Origin of the sequence: Pokkaliibacter sp. MBI-7 (genome assembly GCF_029846635.1) — a bacterium.
In the GTDB taxonomy this organism is placed as follows: Bacteria; Pseudomonadota; Gammaproteobacteria; order Pseudomonadales; family Balneatricaceae; genus Pokkaliibacter.
The window spans coordinates 3,108,646-3,127,618 of record NZ_JARVTG010000001.1; the positions used below are offsets into that span (position 1 = coordinate 3,108,646).

Here is an 18,973-nt window from a genome sequence, read left to right on the forward strand (position 1 = left end):
TTCGCGTTTAACAGGCTGTTAAAGGCATTTGTAGAGCAGTTGCTAGTCCGCAGCACCCCAGCGCAGGCGGCCCCGTTCGTCATACAGCCGCTCGGCAATATGCTCACCATCGAGCTGCAGTTGCAGATAACCGTTCAGTATCCGTAGCGGATAACCGTCATCGCTGGCCGATTCGGTCTCCTGCCAGAGCACGGTCGGTTTGTTGTCCAGCAGGCTGGCGCGGCCATAGGGAATGGCGCCGTGGCCGATGCAGCGGGCCTTGAGACCCTGCTGCTCGGCATAGCAGATGACATTGTGCAGATGGCCCCAGTACCAGTAGTCCGGCACACGCCCGAGGGCCTTGACCACCTGCTTGTACAGGCCGGTTTGCTGGCTGCCGTCCATGCTGAAACCCTGATGGTGAGACAGCAGTAACAACCGCTTGCCCGCATGGCTGGCGGCCAGCTGGCTGAGCCACTGGCACTGGCTGTCATTGAGGGCGCCGTCCATATAGAGGTTGTCGGTTTTGGCGTCGTAGGCACTGTCGAGGCCGATAATCAGCCAGTGGTCGTTGTACAGGCTGAAATAGCTGCAGCCTTTTTGCAGGGGGAAGCGCTGGCTGAGCTCGGCAAAGTAGCCAAAGGCGCCGTTGTACATTTCATGATTGGAGTTGAGGGTGAACTGCCCCAGATGCCCGGCAGGCCAGCGGCTGAAGTCGTTGTCTTCATCGGAGCCGACGCCGGCGTAGTACACGTCACCAAGGTGGATGGTCACATCCGCACCGAGCTGGTTCATGGCCGTGGCGACCCGCTGGGCAATATAGTCGCCGGTGCCCCAGTCACCGGCGATGGCGATATTGACCTGCGCGGGCAGGGCAATGCTGGCCGGGGTGGTGATGAAGTCATGGCGATGCCAGATATGTTCCAGCCACTGCACCAGCGCTTCGGCCCATTTGGGGTCGAGCAGCTCCCACTTGCGGCAGCCCAGCAGGGTGCCGTCATCCATCAGGCGGGTCGGGAACTGACTGCTGTCGGTGGGCAGCAGATCCTGACCGGCGCTTTTATCCAGCAGTGCCAGCCCGTGGACGAACTCCCACGGAATAGAGTTGGCCCGGGTGGAGCCGGACTGGACGATGTCCAGCGCCTGCTGATGAGACTGGCGGATCAGTTCCAGCACCCGGGTACGATGGGCATCATCCTTGATGGTGCCAAGGGCGGACTGGATGCGGTTTTGCCATTCTTGCAGTTGCATCGCACACCTCCTAAAGAGACTTCATGTATTCGATCAGATCCCACTTCTCGCTGTCGGACAGGTCCGTACCGTACAGGTGACCGGCATTGCTGTTCCCCGGCAGGCGGGTGTCGAACAGAAAGTAGTGATCACTGTCGGTGCCGGGCTGGTCACTGACGTAGCCGACCTTGCGGGTATCGATCACATCATTGCCGCGATAGAAGGTGACGGGCCGCTGCTCCGGTTTCTGCAGCAAATCCCACAGGCTGGGCACGGAGCCGTTGTGTAAATAGGGTGCGCGCAGCCAGATACCGTCGGTGGGGGTGTTGCTGTAGCTGTAGGTCTTGCGATAGGCGCCAAAGTCGAAGGGCGGTGTCTTGAACTGATGGAAACGCTGCACCAGCCCGACGGTGAAGGAGTTGACCCGGTACGGGTCGGTACCCAGCTCGCTGAGGCGGGTGGTGACCTGCCCGGTATTGACCTTGCCGAACTCATGGCAGCTGGCGCACTGGCCCTGCCAGATGGCCTTGCCACGCGCTTGCTGTTGGTTATCCAGCGCATAGGGCCAGCTGGGTGGTTTATGGGTCAGCAGCCAGTCGGTGACGCGCTTGAACTCGTCAGGCAACACGGAGTTGGGCGTAGCGCCGACCGCCATGGCGGCCGCGTAGTTGCGTTCACGAATATCGTTGTTGTTGCCGTCCCAGTGCAGATACATGGATTCACGCGGTTGCTGGTTCCAGATCTGTGGCAGGTCGACGGTGCCGATGGTGGAATCATCGGGGAAGCCGAAGATCACCATCTTGGTGGGGTTAAAGGTATCGGTGCGCCCCGGTCCCTGTTCAGGGCGAATCTTTTGCCAGCCGTATTCCTTGCCTTGCTTGATCAGCGAGGTGCGGGTCATCGGCACGATCAGGAAACGGTAGAACAGGCTTTCAATCGGCCCCAGATCATACTGGGCATTGATCTGCTGCAGGGTATTGCTGACAAAGTCGCTGCTCGCCGCACAGTCGTAGAGGAACCACTGAAAACGTTCCAGATTGAGGAAGGTAGCGGGGGCGGTCGGCACCGCCGTGGCTACATCATCGCTGCTCTGGCGGTAACGGCCGGTGTGGCACAGGGCGCAGTTGGGCTCTACCGACGGGTAACCGATCTGGCGCTGGGCCAGCCCAACCGGCAGGCTGTGGCCGGGCTCAAAGATAAAACCGAAGGCTTTCCAGCCCTCTGCCGCGGACGCAGTGGGCATTTGCTGCGGGCAGACTTTCGGCAGTACCGAGAAAATATACAGCGGAATGCGCGCCTCCATGCCGAGGCCGATGGGGGCGTACTTGAAGTGCTCCTCATCAGAGCTGAAGCCGGGTTGCGGCACGACCCGCAGCAGGTTGTACCACGCCTCAAACCCGACAAAACCGACCACCAGTAAGGCGATGATGCTGTACTTGCGGCAGCGACCACTGAACAGGTGGCGCAGCCCCGCCAGCAGCGCGCACAGACCACGCCATAACAGCGCCTGTGGCCGGTAGGCCGGGCTGACTCCCAGATAGAGCAGCAGGCCAAGGGCCACAAACATAAACAGGTCGGAGCAGAGTAACGGGACGAAGGCTTCCGGGTAGGGTGAGCTTTTGATCAGATACAGCCAGAACAGCACCGCGATCAGCCGCGACAGCACACACAGCCAGTCATACAGCGGGTAACGACCCGCCTGGAAGCCTGAAGGCAGATAGAACAGGCTGATCCCGATCAGCAGCATGCCGGTGTTTTCCAGCCACGGATAAAAGGCTTGCAGCGGCAACCCCAGCAGGGTGTTCAGCTCGTTGGGAAACAGCAGGGCGGGGATGGCAAAGGTCATATTGATGACGACGCCGATCCCTATCAGGATCCGGTACCAGCGTATGGGCAGCGGATGTTGAATGACGGTATCCATGGTGTGCTCCTTGCTGCAGGCATGATGAGCGCGGTCACGATCCCGGTCGCAGGCGGGCGGGATCGTGAGCAGGCTCCCGGGGAAAGAACGACAGGCCTGTCAGCCTGCCGCGCTCTTCTCCAGATGGCTGAGGATGTGCGGGTAAACATCGGTGATGGCATTGCGACCGAAAATGCAGTCGATGTGGCCATAGTCAGGCACCACTACCCGTGAGTAGTTGTCCGGCCCGAAGCGCTCGACCAGACGCTGATAGGTTCTGGCGGTGCTTTCCGGCAGGTAGCACTCGTTCTCGCCACCGCTGATAAACAGCATCGGCATGCTCAGCCGGTCCATGTGCGGCATGTAGATATCTTCACCGTCAAAACTCAGCAGACGGCCCTTGCGGCACATCAGTGCCAGATGCTCGAAGGTGCGCATGTTGGACTCGGCGAACAGCTCGTGCAGGTTGTCGTGCAGGGTGTTGTTGAGCTGCGCATGGCAGTACAGCGGGGCATACATGAAAGTGATGCGATGGCATACCGGGTTATCGCAGTAACCCTGCGCCTCAAGCCGGGCATAGCCGTTGAGGGCGGTGTCATAGAGCTTTTCGTACCAGTGCTCATGCTCTTCGGCATAGGCGGTCAGTGATTTGATACCGAAGGCATCCAGCACCGAAGGCAGATGCAGCCCCACTTTCACCCTGGTGGCGGTGGGCACCACGATATCGCAGGCAATCTGCGAGCAGACCACCGAGCGCACACCCTGCAAACCACTCAGCAACGACATGAAGAAAGTGGTGGCACCGTAGCAGTGCACCACGCACTGCACATCCGCGGCGCCCGTCAGCTGCTGGATCTGACGGATGGCGGCGGCGTAGTCATAACGGGCAATCTGGTCGCCATCCCACTGCTGTTTGGCCGCTTCCAGCAGGATACTGACGCGAAAATCCAGCAGCCAGACGTCATAGCCGTTGTTGTAGAGGTACTCCAGCAGATTGGTGCCAATGGTGTCGGTGGAGAAGATCGCCGAGCTGACACCCAGGCCGTGTACCAGCATCACCGGCCCTTTGCTGCCGCCCTGATAACGGCTCAGGCGCAGCGTCACGCCGTCTTCCGTCAGAAAGTGATGAACCGCAGGCGGGGCAGTATTGAGCAGGCGCTTTTTACGTGGGGGCAGATCCTTGTTGAAGTAGGTGTCACCGGCGAACACGCCGCCATAGCTGTCCCACAGCACCCCGGCAAAGAACTTGCCGAAGCGGGCCATGGCGGCCAGCCGGGCTTTCTCGTCGGGGGCGTTGAGCACCTTCATGGTGGTCATCTGCCTGGCAAAGTCGGTGACGGCGATGTGCAGCACACCGCTGCCGACCACTGCTCCCTGATTGTCACTGCCCTGATAGACCGTCACATAGAGTGTGCTGGTGTCGGGCCAGATATGCAGGGCGCCGTGGTCGAAGGGAATCGACTTGAAGCCACTGAAAAAGTATTCCGTCCCGTCGGTGGTGGTCAGGCGCATGTTGTAGTTCATGTGCCGCTCACCGACATCGTTGTTGTCCTTTTCAAACAGATTGAAGGTACCGTGGCTGACCACCATGGCGGTGGGCGACAACGCCGGGGCCATCAGGGTGCCGACAATGGTGGCGCTATGGCTGGGCTCGGCGAGCATTTTCTCCATATCAGCCGCGGCGATGGTGAGGGTGAAGGCCATGGTGGAGCCAGCCTGCTGCCCGGCGTCGCTGGCCTGCCGGTAGCGTGGCAGGTCTTCATCGGCAGGCTGGGTGAAGGAAGTGGAGAAATAGCCCTGCATGGTTTCGGTAAACTCGATGCCGAGGGTACTGGCCACCGGTTGCCGGCGTGGGGCGGAGGGAAGGCTGTAGTCCACCGCCCAGCCGCGGTCGGCGGCCAGCAGGGTCATGGCGCGCTCGCTGATGGCAGAAATAGTGAGTAGCGGATTGACCGCCAGCGAGGTGGGGATTACTGCCCCATCGGTGACGTACAGGCTGTCATACACGGCATCGCTGCTGTTGCCGCAGAACACCTGATTTTTATGGTTGACCACGCCCTGCCGGGCATCTTCCCCCATCACGCAGCCGCCGAGCGGATGCACTGAGATCAGGCTGTGTTTGAACAGTTTGGTCCATACGGGGTTGGGCACATAGGTGCCGCCCAGAGCGCGGGTGGCCTCCAGCAGGCGGGCGTTGCCGATCTCGAAGTTCGGCTGGGTACCTACGTCCGGCCAGTCGATGCGCAGCTGATCTTTGTCATCCAGCACCATCTGCCCGGCACCGTCGTCATGGCTCATGATCAGGTAGGTTTGCAGATGGTTGATGGCGCCGTGGTAGGGGCCGCGAAGGGTGCTGTCCAGCTTGCGTGCCGCCTGCCGCGCCAATGCCATGACCCCGGTTTCAGTGCGGATACCAATATCGTCAGCGGCCAGCGCCATGGCCGGTACCATCAGTTTGCCCAGCGCCCCGGGGATCGAGCCTTCCTCGATCACCATGCGCTTGTCGTACTCGGCTTCATTGCGCATGTCGATGACGGACGTGATGCAGGGGCCGACTTCACCGGCCTGCTCCGCGCTGTGGGTGCCAAAGCCGATGCCGTTGATAGGCACATCGTTGTTATAGCCAAAGCCGAGAATGTCACCGTTGCCGCTCATGTGCTGACCAAGCTGATCCGACAGGGCCAGCCCCTGTTGCCGTGAGCGCAGCAGAATTTCTGTGGTGCCGAGAGTGCCGGCAGAAACGATGACGATGTTCGCCCTGACGAATAGCAGCGGTGCATCGAATTTCTCCCGCCCGGTGCCGACGTACTGGTAGTACACCAACCACTGGTCGCCATCGCGCTTGAGATAACGCACTTCCGCCTGACAGAAAATCTCTGCGCCGTGATTCCAGGCATCGGGCAGATAGTTCATCAGGGTGGTGTTCTTCGCCTTGTTATTGCAGCCGGACACGCAGTCACCGCAGTTGTTACACGGCAGCTGCTCGACGCCGACATGGTTGGTGTTGCCGGGCAGCGGCTCGAACGTGACGTTGATGGGCGGGCGGTAGAAGTTCTGGCTCTGCTGCATAAAGGCGGCGGACTGCTGATGCGCCTGCAGTTTGTCGGGCGTGGTCTTGGTGGTGGGGTAGGGATTGGGTTTGAGCATCTCCCGTGCCCGGCGATAACCTTCCTGCAGCAGGGTATCGGTGTGGGCACGGATACCTGCTGGCCAGCGCGGGTCTTCAAACACTTCGGGTTTGGCTTCGAGGGCGACATTGGCGTTGATCAGGGAGGTGCCGCCAAGACCGCAACCGACCACCACGTTCTGCTGGGCGTTGACGTGCAGATCATAGAGCCCGGTGCGCGAGCCGATATGGCCATCAGGGTGATGAATCTGGAACTCGGCCGTGGCTTCAAGCTCGGTGTCGGGGTATTCGCCGGGGACGATCTCCCGGCCCCGCTCCAGCAGACAGACCTGCCGCCCGGCACGGGCCATCCGTGATGCGGCGATACCGCCGCCATAGCCGGAGCCAATCACAATGACCTCGTAGTGTTCTTTTATCTCTGCCAGCGGGCTGGAAATACGTTTCATGTTCACTCCCTCTGCGGGAGAGCTGGCCTGCGTCGGGTAACAGGCTGGCCAGCCTCCCTTTCGGCTCAATCACGGTTCAATACTGCCTGTCTGTTTATGGCGTAAAGCATGCGGTTAATAGCGAAATGAGAACATCGCTATTGCCGTGCCTTATTCTTTTTATTCAATGTTTTAGCTTTGTTTTTTAGAATTTGTCGAAATTGGAATGCACGGTTTGCTTTTCTGTTTTTTTATTTGTTTTTCAATTAGCTGGCTGTTTTTATGGTTTTCCGCTCAGTGATCACGGCCAAGTCGTAGTCGTGATGAGGATTGAGTTAATCCAGCCAAGGCGCGGCCATTCTGGCTTTTTTGGCGCCAGTTGCTTTGTACATGACGGTTTTCTTTTATATGACTAATGATTGTCTAAATTTGAAAAAAAGCAATTCTCAATTTTTACCTGAACCTGTACTGAGACTTTTTTAAAAGACGAGATCAATTATCTGCGGTTTTTAATTCTTGTCAGATATATAAGTTGTTGCTTAATCACAGATGAATTAATGATGCAGGTATCCTTTATATGCATTTGTTGCTTTCATCCATGACCTGTCATGCGTTGCACAAGGCCGTTGCCCGGATACCTGGAAGGGGCATCACGCTGCCCCTCCGGCGAGCACTATAAATTTCGCTAATAGTATCTTTTTGCCCAAAACGAAACTGGTTGCGCGCCTTGTGCCGGACCTTCTATAACCCTAGGCACTTGTGGAACGTGAACTCAGTCAGACGCAGACCCAGATTGCCTCTGACTATGAGTAAACCGGCCATCCAGCAAAACAGCAGAATAAAGACAGGGGCGAGAGATGATGAACCCGAGAGATGTAAAGACGGTAGAGGATGCCAAACGTATCGTTGAAGAGCGCGGTCTGTCCCATGTGAAGGTGGGCATCTTCGACAATGACGGGGTGATGCTCGGCAAATACATGAGCCGGTCGAAATTCTTCTCCGCGCTGGAAAGCGGCTTTGCCTTCTGCGATGTGGTGCTGGGCTGGGATGTGAAAGATCAGCTGTACGACAACGGCAAGTACACCGGCTGGCATACCGGCTACCCCGATGCGCCGGTGCGGGTGATCCCGTCGAGCTGTCGTGAGCTGCCTTTTGAAGAGGGCGGCATGCTGCTGTTCATGGCTGAGTTCGATCAGGCTGCCGAAGCGGTCTGCCCGCGTGGCACCCTGCGCCGGGTGCTGAACAAGGCGCGTGATCTGGGCTTCGATGCGTTTGCTGCGCTGGAATACGAATTCTTTATGTTTGATGAAACGCCGCAGTCCATCCGTGAAAAAGGCTTTCGCAATCTCAAACCCTTCACTCCTGACTGGATGGGCTATTCCATCATCCGCAATACCGTCCATGCCGATCTCTACCATCAGATTCTGAAAATGGCGGAAGACATGGACTTCCCTATCGAGGGGCTGCATACCGAAACCGGTCCCGGTGTGCTGGAAGCCGCCATTGCCGTGGACAACGCCGAAGCCGCCGCCGACAAGGGGGCGCTGTTCAAAACCTTTATGAAAGTGCTGGCCCAGCGCAATAACCTGATGGCCACCTTTATGGCCAAGTGGTCAGCCGATGTACCCGGTCAGAGCGGTCATATCCATATTTCCCTGCGCCACCGGGAGGGCACCCAGCAGGGTAAATCAGCCTTTTATGACCCCAGCCAGAAACACAATATGAGCAAGCTGCAGCGCCATTTCCTCGCGGGTCAGCAGCGGCTGATGCCTGAGTTCCTGTGCATGGTGGCACCGACCCTGAACTCCTACCGCCGTCTGATTCCCGGCTACTGGGCACCGACCGATGCAACCTGGGGTGTGGAAAACCGCACCACCGCTCTGCGGGTGATTCCCGGTTCCGACAAATCGCAGCGTACCGAGTACCGCCTCGGCTCCGCCGATGGCAACCCCTATCTGGCGCTGTCAGCCGCCCTGGCATCCGGGCTGTACGGCATCATGCACGAATGGGAGCCCGAGCCTGAGGTGACCGGTAACGGCTATGCCGTGCGTCACGCACCTGAGCTGGCCCTGCCGCGTACCCTGTGGGACGCCGCCCAGCGCCTGAAAACCTCAGAGGCCGCCCGCGAGCTGTTCGGCAACGAGTTTGTCGATCATTTTTCCGCCAGTCGTGAGTGGGAGGAGCGCGAGTTCCGCAAACATATCAGCGACTGGGAGCTGGATCGCTATTTCGAAATCATCTAGTGGCCGCGCCTTATCCGCGGTAACGCAGATGGATTTTTATTCCCTGTCAGATCGTACAAACGGTCTTATTCACCGAGAGAACATGATGACCATTGCGGCTACCCCCAGACCTCCCTACTACGCGGTGATTTTCACCTCGCTGCGTACCGATGTGGACGATGGCTACGGCGAGACGGCGGATGCCATGGTGGCGCTGGCCGAACAGCAGCCGGGATTTCTGGGGGTGGAATCGGCCCGCGAGGGGCTGGGGATCACGGTGTCCTACTGGCGTGATCTGGAGGCGATTCGCCACTGGAAGCAGCAGGTAGATCACCGCGAAGCCCAGCGCCGTGGCCGACAGGACTGGTACAGCGCCTTCAGGACCCGCATCGCGCTGGTTGAGCGTGACTATGGTTTTGAGCGCACTCAAGGGGAGAAAACAGACAGTGAATAAGATCAGGCTGGCGCTGGTAGGGGATTTTGATCCCGGCATCACCGCCCATCAGGGCATCGTCAAAGCCATTGAACTGGCGGAGAGCGCACTGCACATCGCCATTGAGGCACGGTGGCTGTCTACCGACAGCCTGACCGATGAGGAACCACTGCGTGCCTTCGACGCCATCTGGTGTGTACCGGGCAGCCCTTATCGCAGTATGGATGGCGCATTGCTGGCCATCCGCTTTGCCCGTGAGCAGGGCAAGCCTTTTCTTGGCACCTGCGGTGGCTTTCAGCATGCGGTGATCGAGTTTGCCCGCAATGTGCTGGGCTGGCAGCAGGCGGATCATGCTGAAACCGCACCGGATGCGGAACAGTTACTGGTCACGCCGCTGAGCTGCTCGCTGGTGGGCGTGAATGAGCAGGTCAGCCTGCAACCCGGCAGCCGGCTGGCTGAACTGTATGGCAGTGATCTTGCCGAGGCGGGTTATCACTGCCGCTTTGGTCTTAACCCGGACTGTCTGGACGCGCTGCTGGCAGCCGGGATGCAGGTAGCAGCCCGCGACAGTGCCGGTGAAGTACGGGCGCTGGAGCTGACTGACCAGCCATTCTTTTGTATGACGCTGTTCCAGCCTGAGCGGCTGGCCTTGCAGGGCGTGTTGCCGCCGCCGTTGCTGGGCTTATTACAGGCGGCTGAGCAGCAGCGCCGGGTGGCCTGACCACCGGCTCCGGTGTTGCTGCTCAGCGCTTTGCAAGCAGGCCATTGCTCGATTTCGGTATTACCCAATCCGCCTGTCAGACAGGCTACCGTGGAGGATGTATGACCACTCTGAAGACCATTAGTCCGATTGACGGCAGCGTCTATGTGGAGCGGCCCTATGCCAGCGCTGCCGAGGTGCAGGCCACACTGGCAGCCGCTGTCGCTGCTCAGGCCAGCTGGAAAAAGGTACCGCTCAGCGAACGCAAGGCACTCTGTGCTGCGGCCATCGAGTGCTTTGCTGCCCACAAGGACAAGATCGCCGAAGAGCTGAGCTGGATGATGGGGCGCCCCATTCGCTATGGCGCGGGTGAGGTCAACGGCGTGGTTGAGCGCGCCAGCTACATGATCAGCATTGCCGATGAGGCGCTGAAGCCCGTCGAAGTGGGCGATAAGCCCGGCTTTATCCGCTATATCAAGCGTGAACCACTGGGCGTGGCGCTGATCATCGCGCCCTGGAATTACCCCTATCTGACCGCCATCAACTCGGTGGTGCCGGCGATCCTTGCCGGTAACAGCGTCATCATCAAACATTCGGCGCAGACGCCGTTGTGTGCAGAACGGCTGGTGGCGGCGTTCACCGAAGCGGGCCTGCCGCCAGGGGTGTTCCAGTATCTGCATCTGAATCACGCCGATACCGAAGCACTGATCAAAGCGCCTGAGGTTAACTACGTGGCCTTCACCGGCTCGGTGCCCGGCGGAGCCATGGTCGAACAGGCCGCGGCGGGTCGATTTATTCCGGTCGGGCTGGAGCTGGGGGGCAAAGACCCGGCCTATGTCCGCGCGGATGCCGATATTGCCCATGCGGTGGATACGGCCATCGATGGCGCCTTCTTCAACTCCGGCCAGTCGTGCTGCGGTATCGAGCGTATCTACGTGCACGAAGCGGTATACGACGAGTTTGTTGAGAAAGCCGTGGCTATGGTTAACACCTACACCCTCGGTCGCTCGGATGATCCGGCGACCACGCTGGGGCCGGTGGTCAAGGCCAGTGCCGCGGAGTTTGTCCGCGAGCAGATTCGTGAGGCGGTGGCTCAGGGTGCCGTGGCGCAGATCGACCCGGCCCTGTTTCCACTGGATCAGCCCGGCACGCCCTATCTGGCGCCGCAGGTACTGACTGATGTCAACCACAGCATGCGGGTGATGACCGAAGAGTCATTCGGCCCGGTGGTCGGTATACAGAAAGTCAGCAGTGACGAGGAAGCGCTGGCGCTGATGAATGACAGCGATCTGGGCCTCACGGCAGTCATTTTTACCCGCGATATCGAGGCCGGAATTGCCCTCGGTGAGCAGGTCAACACCGGCACCTTCTTCCTGAACCGTTGTGACTATCTGGACCCGGCGCTGGCCTGGACGGGCGTCAAGAATTCCGGTCGTGGCTGTAGCCTGTCGAAAGTCGGTTACGAGTCACTGACCCGTCCCAAATCCTTCCATATCAAGACTGCCATCTGAGGTGTCAGTGATGAGTACAGATCTGTCCCAGTACACCATGAACTGGAATTACCCCACCGCGGTGAAAGTCGGGGTAGGGCGTATCAAAGAGCTGGCTGGCGCCTGCCGTCAGCTCGGTATGAGCAAGCCCCTGCTGGTCACCGACCCGGGCCTTGCGGCACTGCCGATGCTGGCAGAGATTCAGACCATGCTGCAGCAGGATGGCCTGCCTGCCGGGCTGTTCAGTGAGGTCCGAGGCAACCCCACCGGCGAAAACGTCAGCGCCGGTGTCGCCGTATTCAAACAGGGTGGCTATGACGGTGTGATTGCACTGGGCGGTGGCTCGGCACTGGATGCCGCCAAGGCGATTGCCCTGATGGTGGGGCAGGAGCGCCCGCTGTGGGACTTTGAAGATGTCGGTGACAACTATCTGCGCGTCAACGTGGCGGGCATGGCACCGGTAGTCGCCGTGCCGACCACGGCCGGCACCGGTTCAGAAGTCGGTCGTGCCTCGGTGATTACCGACAGTGAACAGCATGTGAAGAAGATCATATTCCACGCCCGTATGCTGCCGTCGATTGTCATTCTTGACCCGCAGCTGACGCTGGGCCTGCCGGCGAAGATTACGGCGGCCACCGGTATGGATGCGCTGTCGCACAGTCTGGAGGCGTACTGTTCGCCGTATTTCCACCCGATGGCAGAAGGCATCGCGCTGGAAGGCATGCGTCTGGTCAAGGAATACCTGCCGCGCGCCGTGGCCGATGGTCAGGATGTGGAGGCACGTCTGCAGATGCTGGTGTCTTCCAGCATGGGCGCTACTGCTTTCCAGCGTGGGCTGGGGGCCATGCATGCGCTGGCCCATCCGCTGGGGGCGCTGTACGACGCCCACCACGGCCTGCTGAACGCGGTACTGATGCCCTACGTGCTGGTGGCCAACCGCGAAGTGATCGAAGAGCGCATGGAGCGCATGGCCCGTTATCTGAACCTGCCCACCGCTGGTTTTGCCGGTGTGCTGGAGTGGGTGCTGGAACTGCGTCAGAGTCTGGGTATTCCCCATACCCTGGCCGAGATCGGTATCGATGAGTCGAGACTGGAAAAGGTCGGGGAAATGGCAGCGGTGGATCCCTCGGCAGGCTCCAACCCCATTGCTTTCAGTGCGGCGCAGTACAGTGATATCTGTCGCAGGGCGGTTCGCGGCGAACTGTAGCCCACCGCGCCATTAAAAAAGTACAGGGCAGCAGGGCCAGGCGCTGCTGCCGTGCCCGAAATGGGAGGTATACCGATGAAAGTCGGCATTCTGCAATGTGATGACGTCAACGAAAAGTTGCAGCCACGTCACGGTAATTATCCAGAGATGTTCATGGCCTTGCTGCGTGAACAGGACCCTTCTCTGACGTTTCAGACCTATCGGGCGATGGAGGGCGAACTGCCCGCTCATCCCGATGAGTGCGATGCCTATATCACTACCGGCAGCCGTCATGGCGTCAATGACGGGTTTGACTGGATCGCTGATCTGGAGCATCTGGTGCGGCAGCTGTATGAAGCCAACAAGCGGCTGGTCGGCATCTGCTTCGGCCACCAGCTGATGGCTAAGGCGCTGGGAGGGCGGGTGATCAAATCGGAGAAGGGCTGGGGTGTGGGCGTGTCCTTCAACCAGCTGCATACTGAGCAACCCTGGATGTCACCCTGGCAGCAGGCCATGGATCTGATCGTCAGCCATCAGGATCAGGTGGTGGGCCTGCCCGACAATGCGCAGGTGCTGGCCAGCAGCAGTTTCTGTCCCTATTACATGGTGCAGTACGGCGACCACCTGATGAGCATTCAGGGGCATCCGGAATTCAGCAAGGCGTATTCGGCTGACCTGATGCAGATGCGCAAGGGCATCATCCCTGAAAATCGTGTGCGTGAAGGCATGGCATCACTCAATGCCGCGCTGGATGACCGTCTGGTGCTGCGCTGGATCGTGCAGTTCCTGCGCGGCGAGTAAACCACTGCTTATATTCAGACAGAGCCCGGGCCGGTTATGGTTCGGGCTCCGCTGCTTTTCTCCCTTCCCCGGCAACCGCAGCCATCTCACCTGCAGAAAGGCCTCTCAGCGCTCTGCGTGGATTAAGGTTTTTCCTTAATCCTGCTAAGCCGTATGCCTGATTTCATGCTGTCTGACCTGACATTTATGCACGTCTACGGTTCGTATTAGTCTGATTCACGCCACGACACAATACATTCATGATGTTTACGTTGATTTGATATTCTAAATGAGTATGATTCTCATTTGTTTGGTGGTTGGGTCAGATTTTCAGGGAGCAGAGGCATGTGTGAACAGCCAGTGTCCACAGAGTTGGATTGGTCAGCGGTTTTCCTCGACTATCGCGATGCGTTGATTGATACCTCAAATCGCATTGTCGGGTGTCGACGCCGGGCCGAAGACGTGGTGCAGGATGCCTATATCAAGATTACCGAAATGACCGAGCTGCGAGGCTCAGTGCGTCAGCCTGTCAGCTACGCCTTCCAGGTGGTGCGCAATCTGTCCATTGATCGCCGTCGCCGTCTGCAGTTCGAGCAGTGTCACTTCGTCAACGAGGCCGATGCCTCCCTGCATGAGATCAGCGATGGCCTGAGCACGCCCGAGCATCTGGCCATTCAGGGGCAAACCCTGCTGGCACTGGACCGTGCCCTGTCCAGCCTGCCCGAGCGCACCCGCCGCGCCTTTGAAATGTACCGTCTGGGCGACTTCACCCAGAAGGAAATTGCCCAGCAGATGGAGGTCTCGCCCACGCTGGTGAATTTTATGGTCAAGGATGCCCTGACCGCCTGCAGGCAGGCGTTATTCAATCAGGAATAGACGTCGTTGGGGCTGGCCTTCCGGACCTGATTCCGCTGAAATACGGCGGTTGCAGTAACAAAGATGCCGGAACCTCTATGGCCAACGAACACCCTCCTAGCGATGAACAGCTCTGGCAGGAAGCCCTCGACTGGTTACTTAAACTCCATGAACAGACTGACGCCGAGGGCGAGGTCAGTGATCAGGTGCTACTGGCCGCGCTGGGTGCCTGGCTGCGTCAGGGCAGCGGCCAGCAGCAGATGTTCAATCAGGCACTGACCGTATGGGAAGCCACCGGGATGCTGCCACCCGGCAGTATCGAGGTAATCAACCGGGTCTTGGAGCGGGTACGGCAACAGCTCTGACGCTGAAGCTTTGCAGCATAGACAACACTTCTTTAGCGAAGACCGCGCTTCACCCCATCACCGCGGACAAATAAAAAAACGGCAGAGGTTATCCCCTGCCGTTTTTTATTGCCGTTTCCGCTGCCGTTACATGGCGATCTGGAAGTGGTCCGAGGCGTGGTTGAGCACTTCGGTCTGTTCGGCCAGACGGCGGGTATGCTGGTCCAGACTCAGGCGCAGGGACTTGGTGGCGTTGGTGTGATGATTGATATGTTCCATCTTGGCGGCAATATCGTCGGTGGTGGCGGAAATCTGCTCCACCGCGACCACCACCTGCTCCATCTCCTGACTGAGCGTGTTGATGGCCATGGTGATGTCGCCAATGGCCCCTGCCACGTTACCGGCACTGCGCTCACCGTCGGCGGCCAGCCGCAGGCCATCTTCCATCAGCCGGCTCATCTGCTGCGTCTGCTGGGTAAATTCGCCGATGATGGTGCTGATGCCGGTGGTGGCTGACATGGTTTTCTGCGCCAGTGAGCGCACTTCATCAGCCACCACCGAGAAGCCGCGGCCAGCATCACCGGCGCGGGCGGCCTCAATGGCGGCATTCAGGGCCAGCAGGTTGGTCTGATCGGCCAGACCGTTGATCATGTCGATAATGCCGTTGACCCGAGAGCTGGACTGGCTGAGGCGGCCGACCTGTTCATGGGTGCTCTGGATCAGCTGAGACAGATGGCGCATGGCCTCGACACTGCTGGCGATGACATCAGATCCGGTGCGGGCAGCGTCGGTAGCGACCTGTGAGGCCTGGCTGACATCGGACGTGCGGCGTGCCACATCCCCCACCGTAACGGAAATCTGCTGGGTGGCGGAGGCCGCCTGCTCGGTCTGCTGCTCCACCTGTGAGCTGTTTTCACCCAGCTCGTGCATGGTGTGATCGAGGCGGTCATGCAGCTCGGTCAGTTCGCGGTTGCCCTCCACCAACCGGTGAATCAGCGAGGCGACTTCTTCCACCATCTTGTTGGCGGCATCACCCAGCTGATTGAACTCGTCACGACGATTTTTGTTCAGGGTCACTGAGGAGGTCAGGTCACCTTCTGCAACCCGTGACAGCAGATGGCGGATGGCCTTCAACTGCCGGTTAAGGGTCATGGAGATACGGCCGAGGGTCAGCAGCAGGAACAGGGCAACGGCAACTGACGTGCCGAGCATCAGATAGATGGAAAACTGATGGACCTGCTCGGCATGTTCGGAATCTTCCAGCAGGATGCCGTTACGGATCGACGCGCTCTGCATTTCGATCTGAGAGGCCAGCATTTCACCGACCGCTTCCAGCACCGTGGCCTGATCGTCGATGGTGTCTTTAAGTTTCTTCTGTTCGGGGCCAACCTGACGCAGGTCGGTGTCGAGACCCAGCTGCTTACGGTTATCCAGCCATTTGCCACGCAGATCGGCATAGCGATTTACGTTCTTCAGAATGTCCTGGGCGGCGTCACTGACGTCTTTGTCCTGCAGGGTATCGGCCGCGGCGGCCATCTGCTCGGCGGAGGTGGTCAGGGTGTTGAGGTTGTTCTGCAGTTCGATCTGGTTGTCTTCCGACAGGGTGATGCTGAGGTTTTCAATTCGCATCCAGTCGCTCAACAGACGCTGGGAAGTAGTCTCATAGGCCGTTGCCTGCAACATATCCTTGTACGAGGCGCGAACCTGGATCAGTCCACTCAGGGAACTGACAGTCATCAGTGCGAGCCCGGCCAGCGTGACCAGAATCAGCAGGATGAATTTATGACGCCAGGAGAGCGCAAACATTCTTTTCTCCAGTGGGTTAACGCCGCGAAGGCGTCAGAAGGGACTGGCGAGGGGGTTCACTGACCTTCGCCGAGCGAGATGGTCGCACTGCTTTGTTACATTTTTCTTAAAGCAGATGAGAATAAATTTCACTTGCTGTCACGCTGCTGACGGCGCGGTTTGTATGCTGGCTGGCGTGAAAAGGGCAGGGCTGAAAGGCGGGCAGGCAGGGCATTGCGGCCGGCAGCTCAGGGCGGGCTGATCTGCCGGTAGGCCATCGGCAGTCGTGCTTTTAGTCCCTCATCCAGAAAGTCCACCAGCAGCCTGACCTTGCGTGAGGTATAGCGGTTGGAACTCATCACCGCCCACACGGCAGTATCGCGCTGGCGAAACTGTGGCAGCAGCTCGCACAGCTGGCCGGAGGCAAGGTAGGGCATGACATAGAAGTCGGGCAGCTGGCAGATACCGAGGCCCTTCAGTGCCGCATCCAGAATGGCGTGGCCGTTGTTGCAGTGCAGGCGGCCCTCGACCCGCAGCAGGCGGGTGCGTTTCTGCTCTTCAAAGGCCCAGGTGTCCTGGGTGCCGACCAGACAGTGATGCTGCAGCAGTTCATCCAGACTGTGCGGCGCGCCATAGCGGGCCAGATAATCCGGCGAAGCACAGACGTACATATCCCGTGGTGCCAGCCGCCGTGCCACCAGTGACGACTCCGGCAGGTGGCCAAGGCGGATAGCCAGGTCATATCCCTCATCAATGATGTCCACCACCCGGTTACTCAGGTGCAGTTCGATCTGCAGCTCGGGGTAGCGCTGGGCAAAGTCGTTGACCAGCGGTGCGATATGGCGTTCGCCATAGGCCACCGCACAGGTCAGACGCAGTTTGCCACTGGGTGAGTGCTGCAGGTCGATCAGAGTGCGCTGGGCTTCATCGAGACTGTCGAGCAACGGGCGGCAACGCTGATAGTAAATGCGGCCCAGTTCGGTCAGGGCGACATGGCGGGTGGTGCGTTCTACCAGACGCAGGCCGAGGTGCTTCTCCAGTGCGTGAAGGCGGCGGCTGACGTTGGCAGTAGAGGTGCTGAGGCGCTCTGCAGCGGCGGTAAAGCTGCCGGTTTCTGCCAGTGCAATAAATTCATTCAGACCAAACCACTTTTCCATTGCTGTCGCTCTTACTCAGTTTTATCGGATGATTATTACATCAGCGTAATGATGCTTTGCATTTTGCCATGATTATCACAGCAGAACGCTGGCCTACAATGAGCCCCTGCTTTTTATGGATGGAAGTTCTGTTTATCCATGCAGCCTGCTGGCCCGGCGTAAGTTGTTACGGAAGCAAGCGGGCATACAACGTAGATAAAGAAGGAGTGATAGATGATTACCTGTCGTGCAGCCGTAGCCTGGGAAGCGGGCAAGCCCCTGAGTATCGAACAAGTGCAGGTCGCACCGCCCAAGGCCGGTGAAGTGCTGCTGAAGATGGTCGCGACCGGTGTCTGCCATACCGATGCCTACACGCTGTCAGGTGCGGACCCTGAAGGTCTGTTCCCGGTGATTCTGGGCCACGAAGGCGGTGCCATCGTTGAAGCCATCGGTGAGGGCGTGACCAGTGTGGCGGTGGGTGATCACGTTATTCCCCTGTATACCCCCGAATGTGGCAAGTGCAAATTCTGCCTGAGCGGCAAAACCAACCTGTGTCAGGCCATCCGTGCCACTCAGGGTAAAGGCCTGATGCCTGATGGCACCAGCCGCTTCTCCCAGAACGGCAAGCAGCTGCTGCATTACATGGGCACCTCTACCTTCAGCGAATACACCGTGGTGCCGGAAATTGCCGTGGCCAAAATCAACAAGGCCGCCCCGCTGGATAAAGTCTGCCTGCTGGGCTGTGGCGTTACCACCGGTATGGGCGCAGTGCGCAATACCGCCAAGGTAGAGCCCGGTTCAACCGTGGCCGTGTTCGGTCTGGGTGGTATCGGTCTGGCTGCCATTATCGGCGCGGTACAGGCTAAAGCCGGTCGTATCATCGCCGTCGATATCAACCCCGAGAAGTTCGAGATCGCCCGGCAGCTGGGCGCGACGGATGTGGTCAATCCCAAGGATTACGACCGCCCTGTGCAGGAAGTGATCGTTGATCTGACCGACGGTGGTGTGGATTACTCCTTCGAGTGTATCGGTAACGTCAACGTGATGCGTTCTGCGCTGGAATGCTGCCACAAGGGCTGGGGCACCTCGGTCATCATCGGTGTTGCCGGTGCCGGTCAGGAAATCAGCACCCGTCCGTTCCAGCTGGTCACTGGCCGTACCTGGAAAGGCACCGCCTTCGGTGGCGTCAAGGGCCGCAGCGAGCTGCCCGGTTATGTCGATCGCTATATGAACGGCGATTTCGATCTGGATGTGTTCGTCACCCACACCATGGGTCTGGACGACATCAACCATGCCTTCGATCTGATGCACGAAGGCAAGAGCATCCGTTCCGTCATCCTGTTCTGATCTGACTCTTCCCTGCCGGGGCACGCCGGCAGGG

14 protein-coding genes are annotated in these 18,973 nt (G+C 59.1%); 9 read left to right on the forward strand and 5 right to left on the reverse strand.

Annotated features, from left to right (window positions below):
- Positions 1 to 42: 42 nt before the first annotated feature.
- The 3 genes from QCD60_RS13910 to QCD60_RS13920 form a co-directional block, all read right to left on the reverse strand.
- Complete coding sequence (locus QCD60_RS13910) at positions 43 to 1,230, reverse strand: metallophosphoesterase (RefSeq protein ID WP_279786264.1); 1,188 nt, start codon at positions 1,228 to 1,230, stop codon at positions 43 to 45.
- Positions 1,231 to 1,240: 10 nt separating this feature from the next.
- Entirely contained in the window at positions 1,241 to 3,130 is a 1,890-nt protein-coding gene (locus tag QCD60_RS13915) for a hypothetical protein (protein ID WP_279786266.1), read from the reverse strand.
- A gap of 99 nt (positions 3,131 to 3,229) precedes the next feature.
- Positions 3,230 to 6,682, reverse strand: a complete 3,453-nt coding sequence (locus tag QCD60_RS13920) for an alpha/beta fold hydrolase (RefSeq protein WP_279786268.1) — start codon at positions 6,680 to 6,682, stop codon at positions 3,230 to 3,232.
- 836 nt (positions 6,683 to 7,518) lie between these two features.
- On the opposite strand from QCD60_RS13920, the gene QCD60_RS13925 reads away from it, so the two are divergent.
- The 8 genes from QCD60_RS13925 to QCD60_RS13960 all read left to right on the forward strand — a co-directional run bounded on the left by QCD60_RS13925 (position 7,519) and on the right by QCD60_RS13960 (position 14,692).
- Positions 7,519 to 8,904 carry a glutamine synthetase gene (locus QCD60_RS13925; RefSeq protein WP_279786270.1) on the forward strand — a complete coding sequence of 462 codons (1,386 nt, stop codon included), beginning with the start codon at positions 7,519 to 7,521 and terminating at the stop codon, positions 8,902 to 8,904.
- Positions 8,905 to 8,986: 82 nt separating this feature from the next.
- Complete coding sequence (locus tag QCD60_RS13930; RefSeq protein ID WP_279786272.1) at positions 8,987 to 9,337, forward strand: antibiotic biosynthesis monooxygenase; 351 nt, start codon at positions 8,987 to 8,989, stop codon at positions 9,335 to 9,337.
- Positions 9,330 to 10,037 carry a CTP synthase gene (locus tag QCD60_RS13935; RefSeq protein ID WP_279786274.1) on the forward strand — a complete coding sequence of 236 codons (708 nt, stop codon included), beginning with the start codon at positions 9,330 to 9,332 and terminating at the stop codon, positions 10,035 to 10,037. Before QCD60_RS13930 ends, QCD60_RS13935 begins: the two co-directional genes overlap by 8 nt.
- A 101-nt stretch (positions 10,038 to 10,138) precedes the next feature.
- Positions 10,139 to 11,527, forward strand: a complete 1,389-nt coding sequence (locus QCD60_RS13940) for an aldehyde dehydrogenase family protein (protein ID WP_279786276.1) — start codon at positions 10,139 to 10,141, stop codon at positions 11,525 to 11,527.
- 10 nt (positions 11,528 to 11,537) lie between these two features.
- A complete protein-coding gene (locus tag QCD60_RS13945; protein ID WP_279786278.1) occupies positions 11,538 to 12,713 on the forward strand; it encodes an iron-containing alcohol dehydrogenase in 1,176 nt (391 codons plus the stop codon).
- 75 nt (positions 12,714 to 12,788) lie between these two features.
- Entirely contained in the window at positions 12,789 to 13,493 is a 705-nt protein-coding gene (locus QCD60_RS13950) for a GMP synthase (RefSeq protein WP_279786280.1), read from the forward strand.
- A 324-nt stretch (positions 13,494 to 13,817) separates the two neighbouring features.
- On the forward strand, positions 13,818 to 14,348 hold the full coding sequence (locus tag QCD60_RS13955; RefSeq protein WP_104155910.1) for a sigma-70 family RNA polymerase sigma factor: 531 nt from the start codon (positions 13,818 to 13,820) through the stop codon (positions 14,346 to 14,348).
- A gap of 77 nt (positions 14,349 to 14,425) precedes the next feature.
- A complete protein-coding gene (locus tag QCD60_RS13960) occupies positions 14,426 to 14,692 on the forward strand; it encodes a hypothetical protein (RefSeq protein ID WP_279786283.1) in 267 nt (88 codons plus the stop codon).
- Between the two features lie 126 nt (positions 14,693 to 14,818).
- Here QCD60_RS13960 and QCD60_RS13965 read toward each other — a convergent pair whose 3' ends face one another.
- Together QCD60_RS13965 and QCD60_RS13970 are read right to left on the reverse strand one after the other, a co-directional pair.
- Entirely contained in the window at positions 14,819 to 16,477 is a 1,659-nt protein-coding gene (locus tag QCD60_RS13965; RefSeq protein ID WP_279786285.1) for a methyl-accepting chemotaxis protein, read from the reverse strand.
- Between the two features lie 227 nt (positions 16,478 to 16,704).
- Positions 16,705 to 17,613: a LysR family transcriptional regulator gene (locus tag QCD60_RS13970; protein WP_279786287.1), complete on the reverse strand. Its 909-nt coding sequence runs from the start codon at positions 17,611 to 17,613 to the stop codon at positions 16,705 to 16,707.
- A gap of 213 nt (positions 17,614 to 17,826) precedes the next feature.
- Between QCD60_RS13970 and QCD60_RS13975 the strand changes: the two genes are divergently transcribed.
- A complete protein-coding gene (locus QCD60_RS13975; protein ID WP_279786289.1) occupies positions 17,827 to 18,939 on the forward strand; it encodes an S-(hydroxymethyl)glutathione dehydrogenase/class III alcohol dehydrogenase in 1,113 nt (370 codons plus the stop codon).
- Positions 18,940 to 18,973 lie beyond the last annotated feature (34 nt).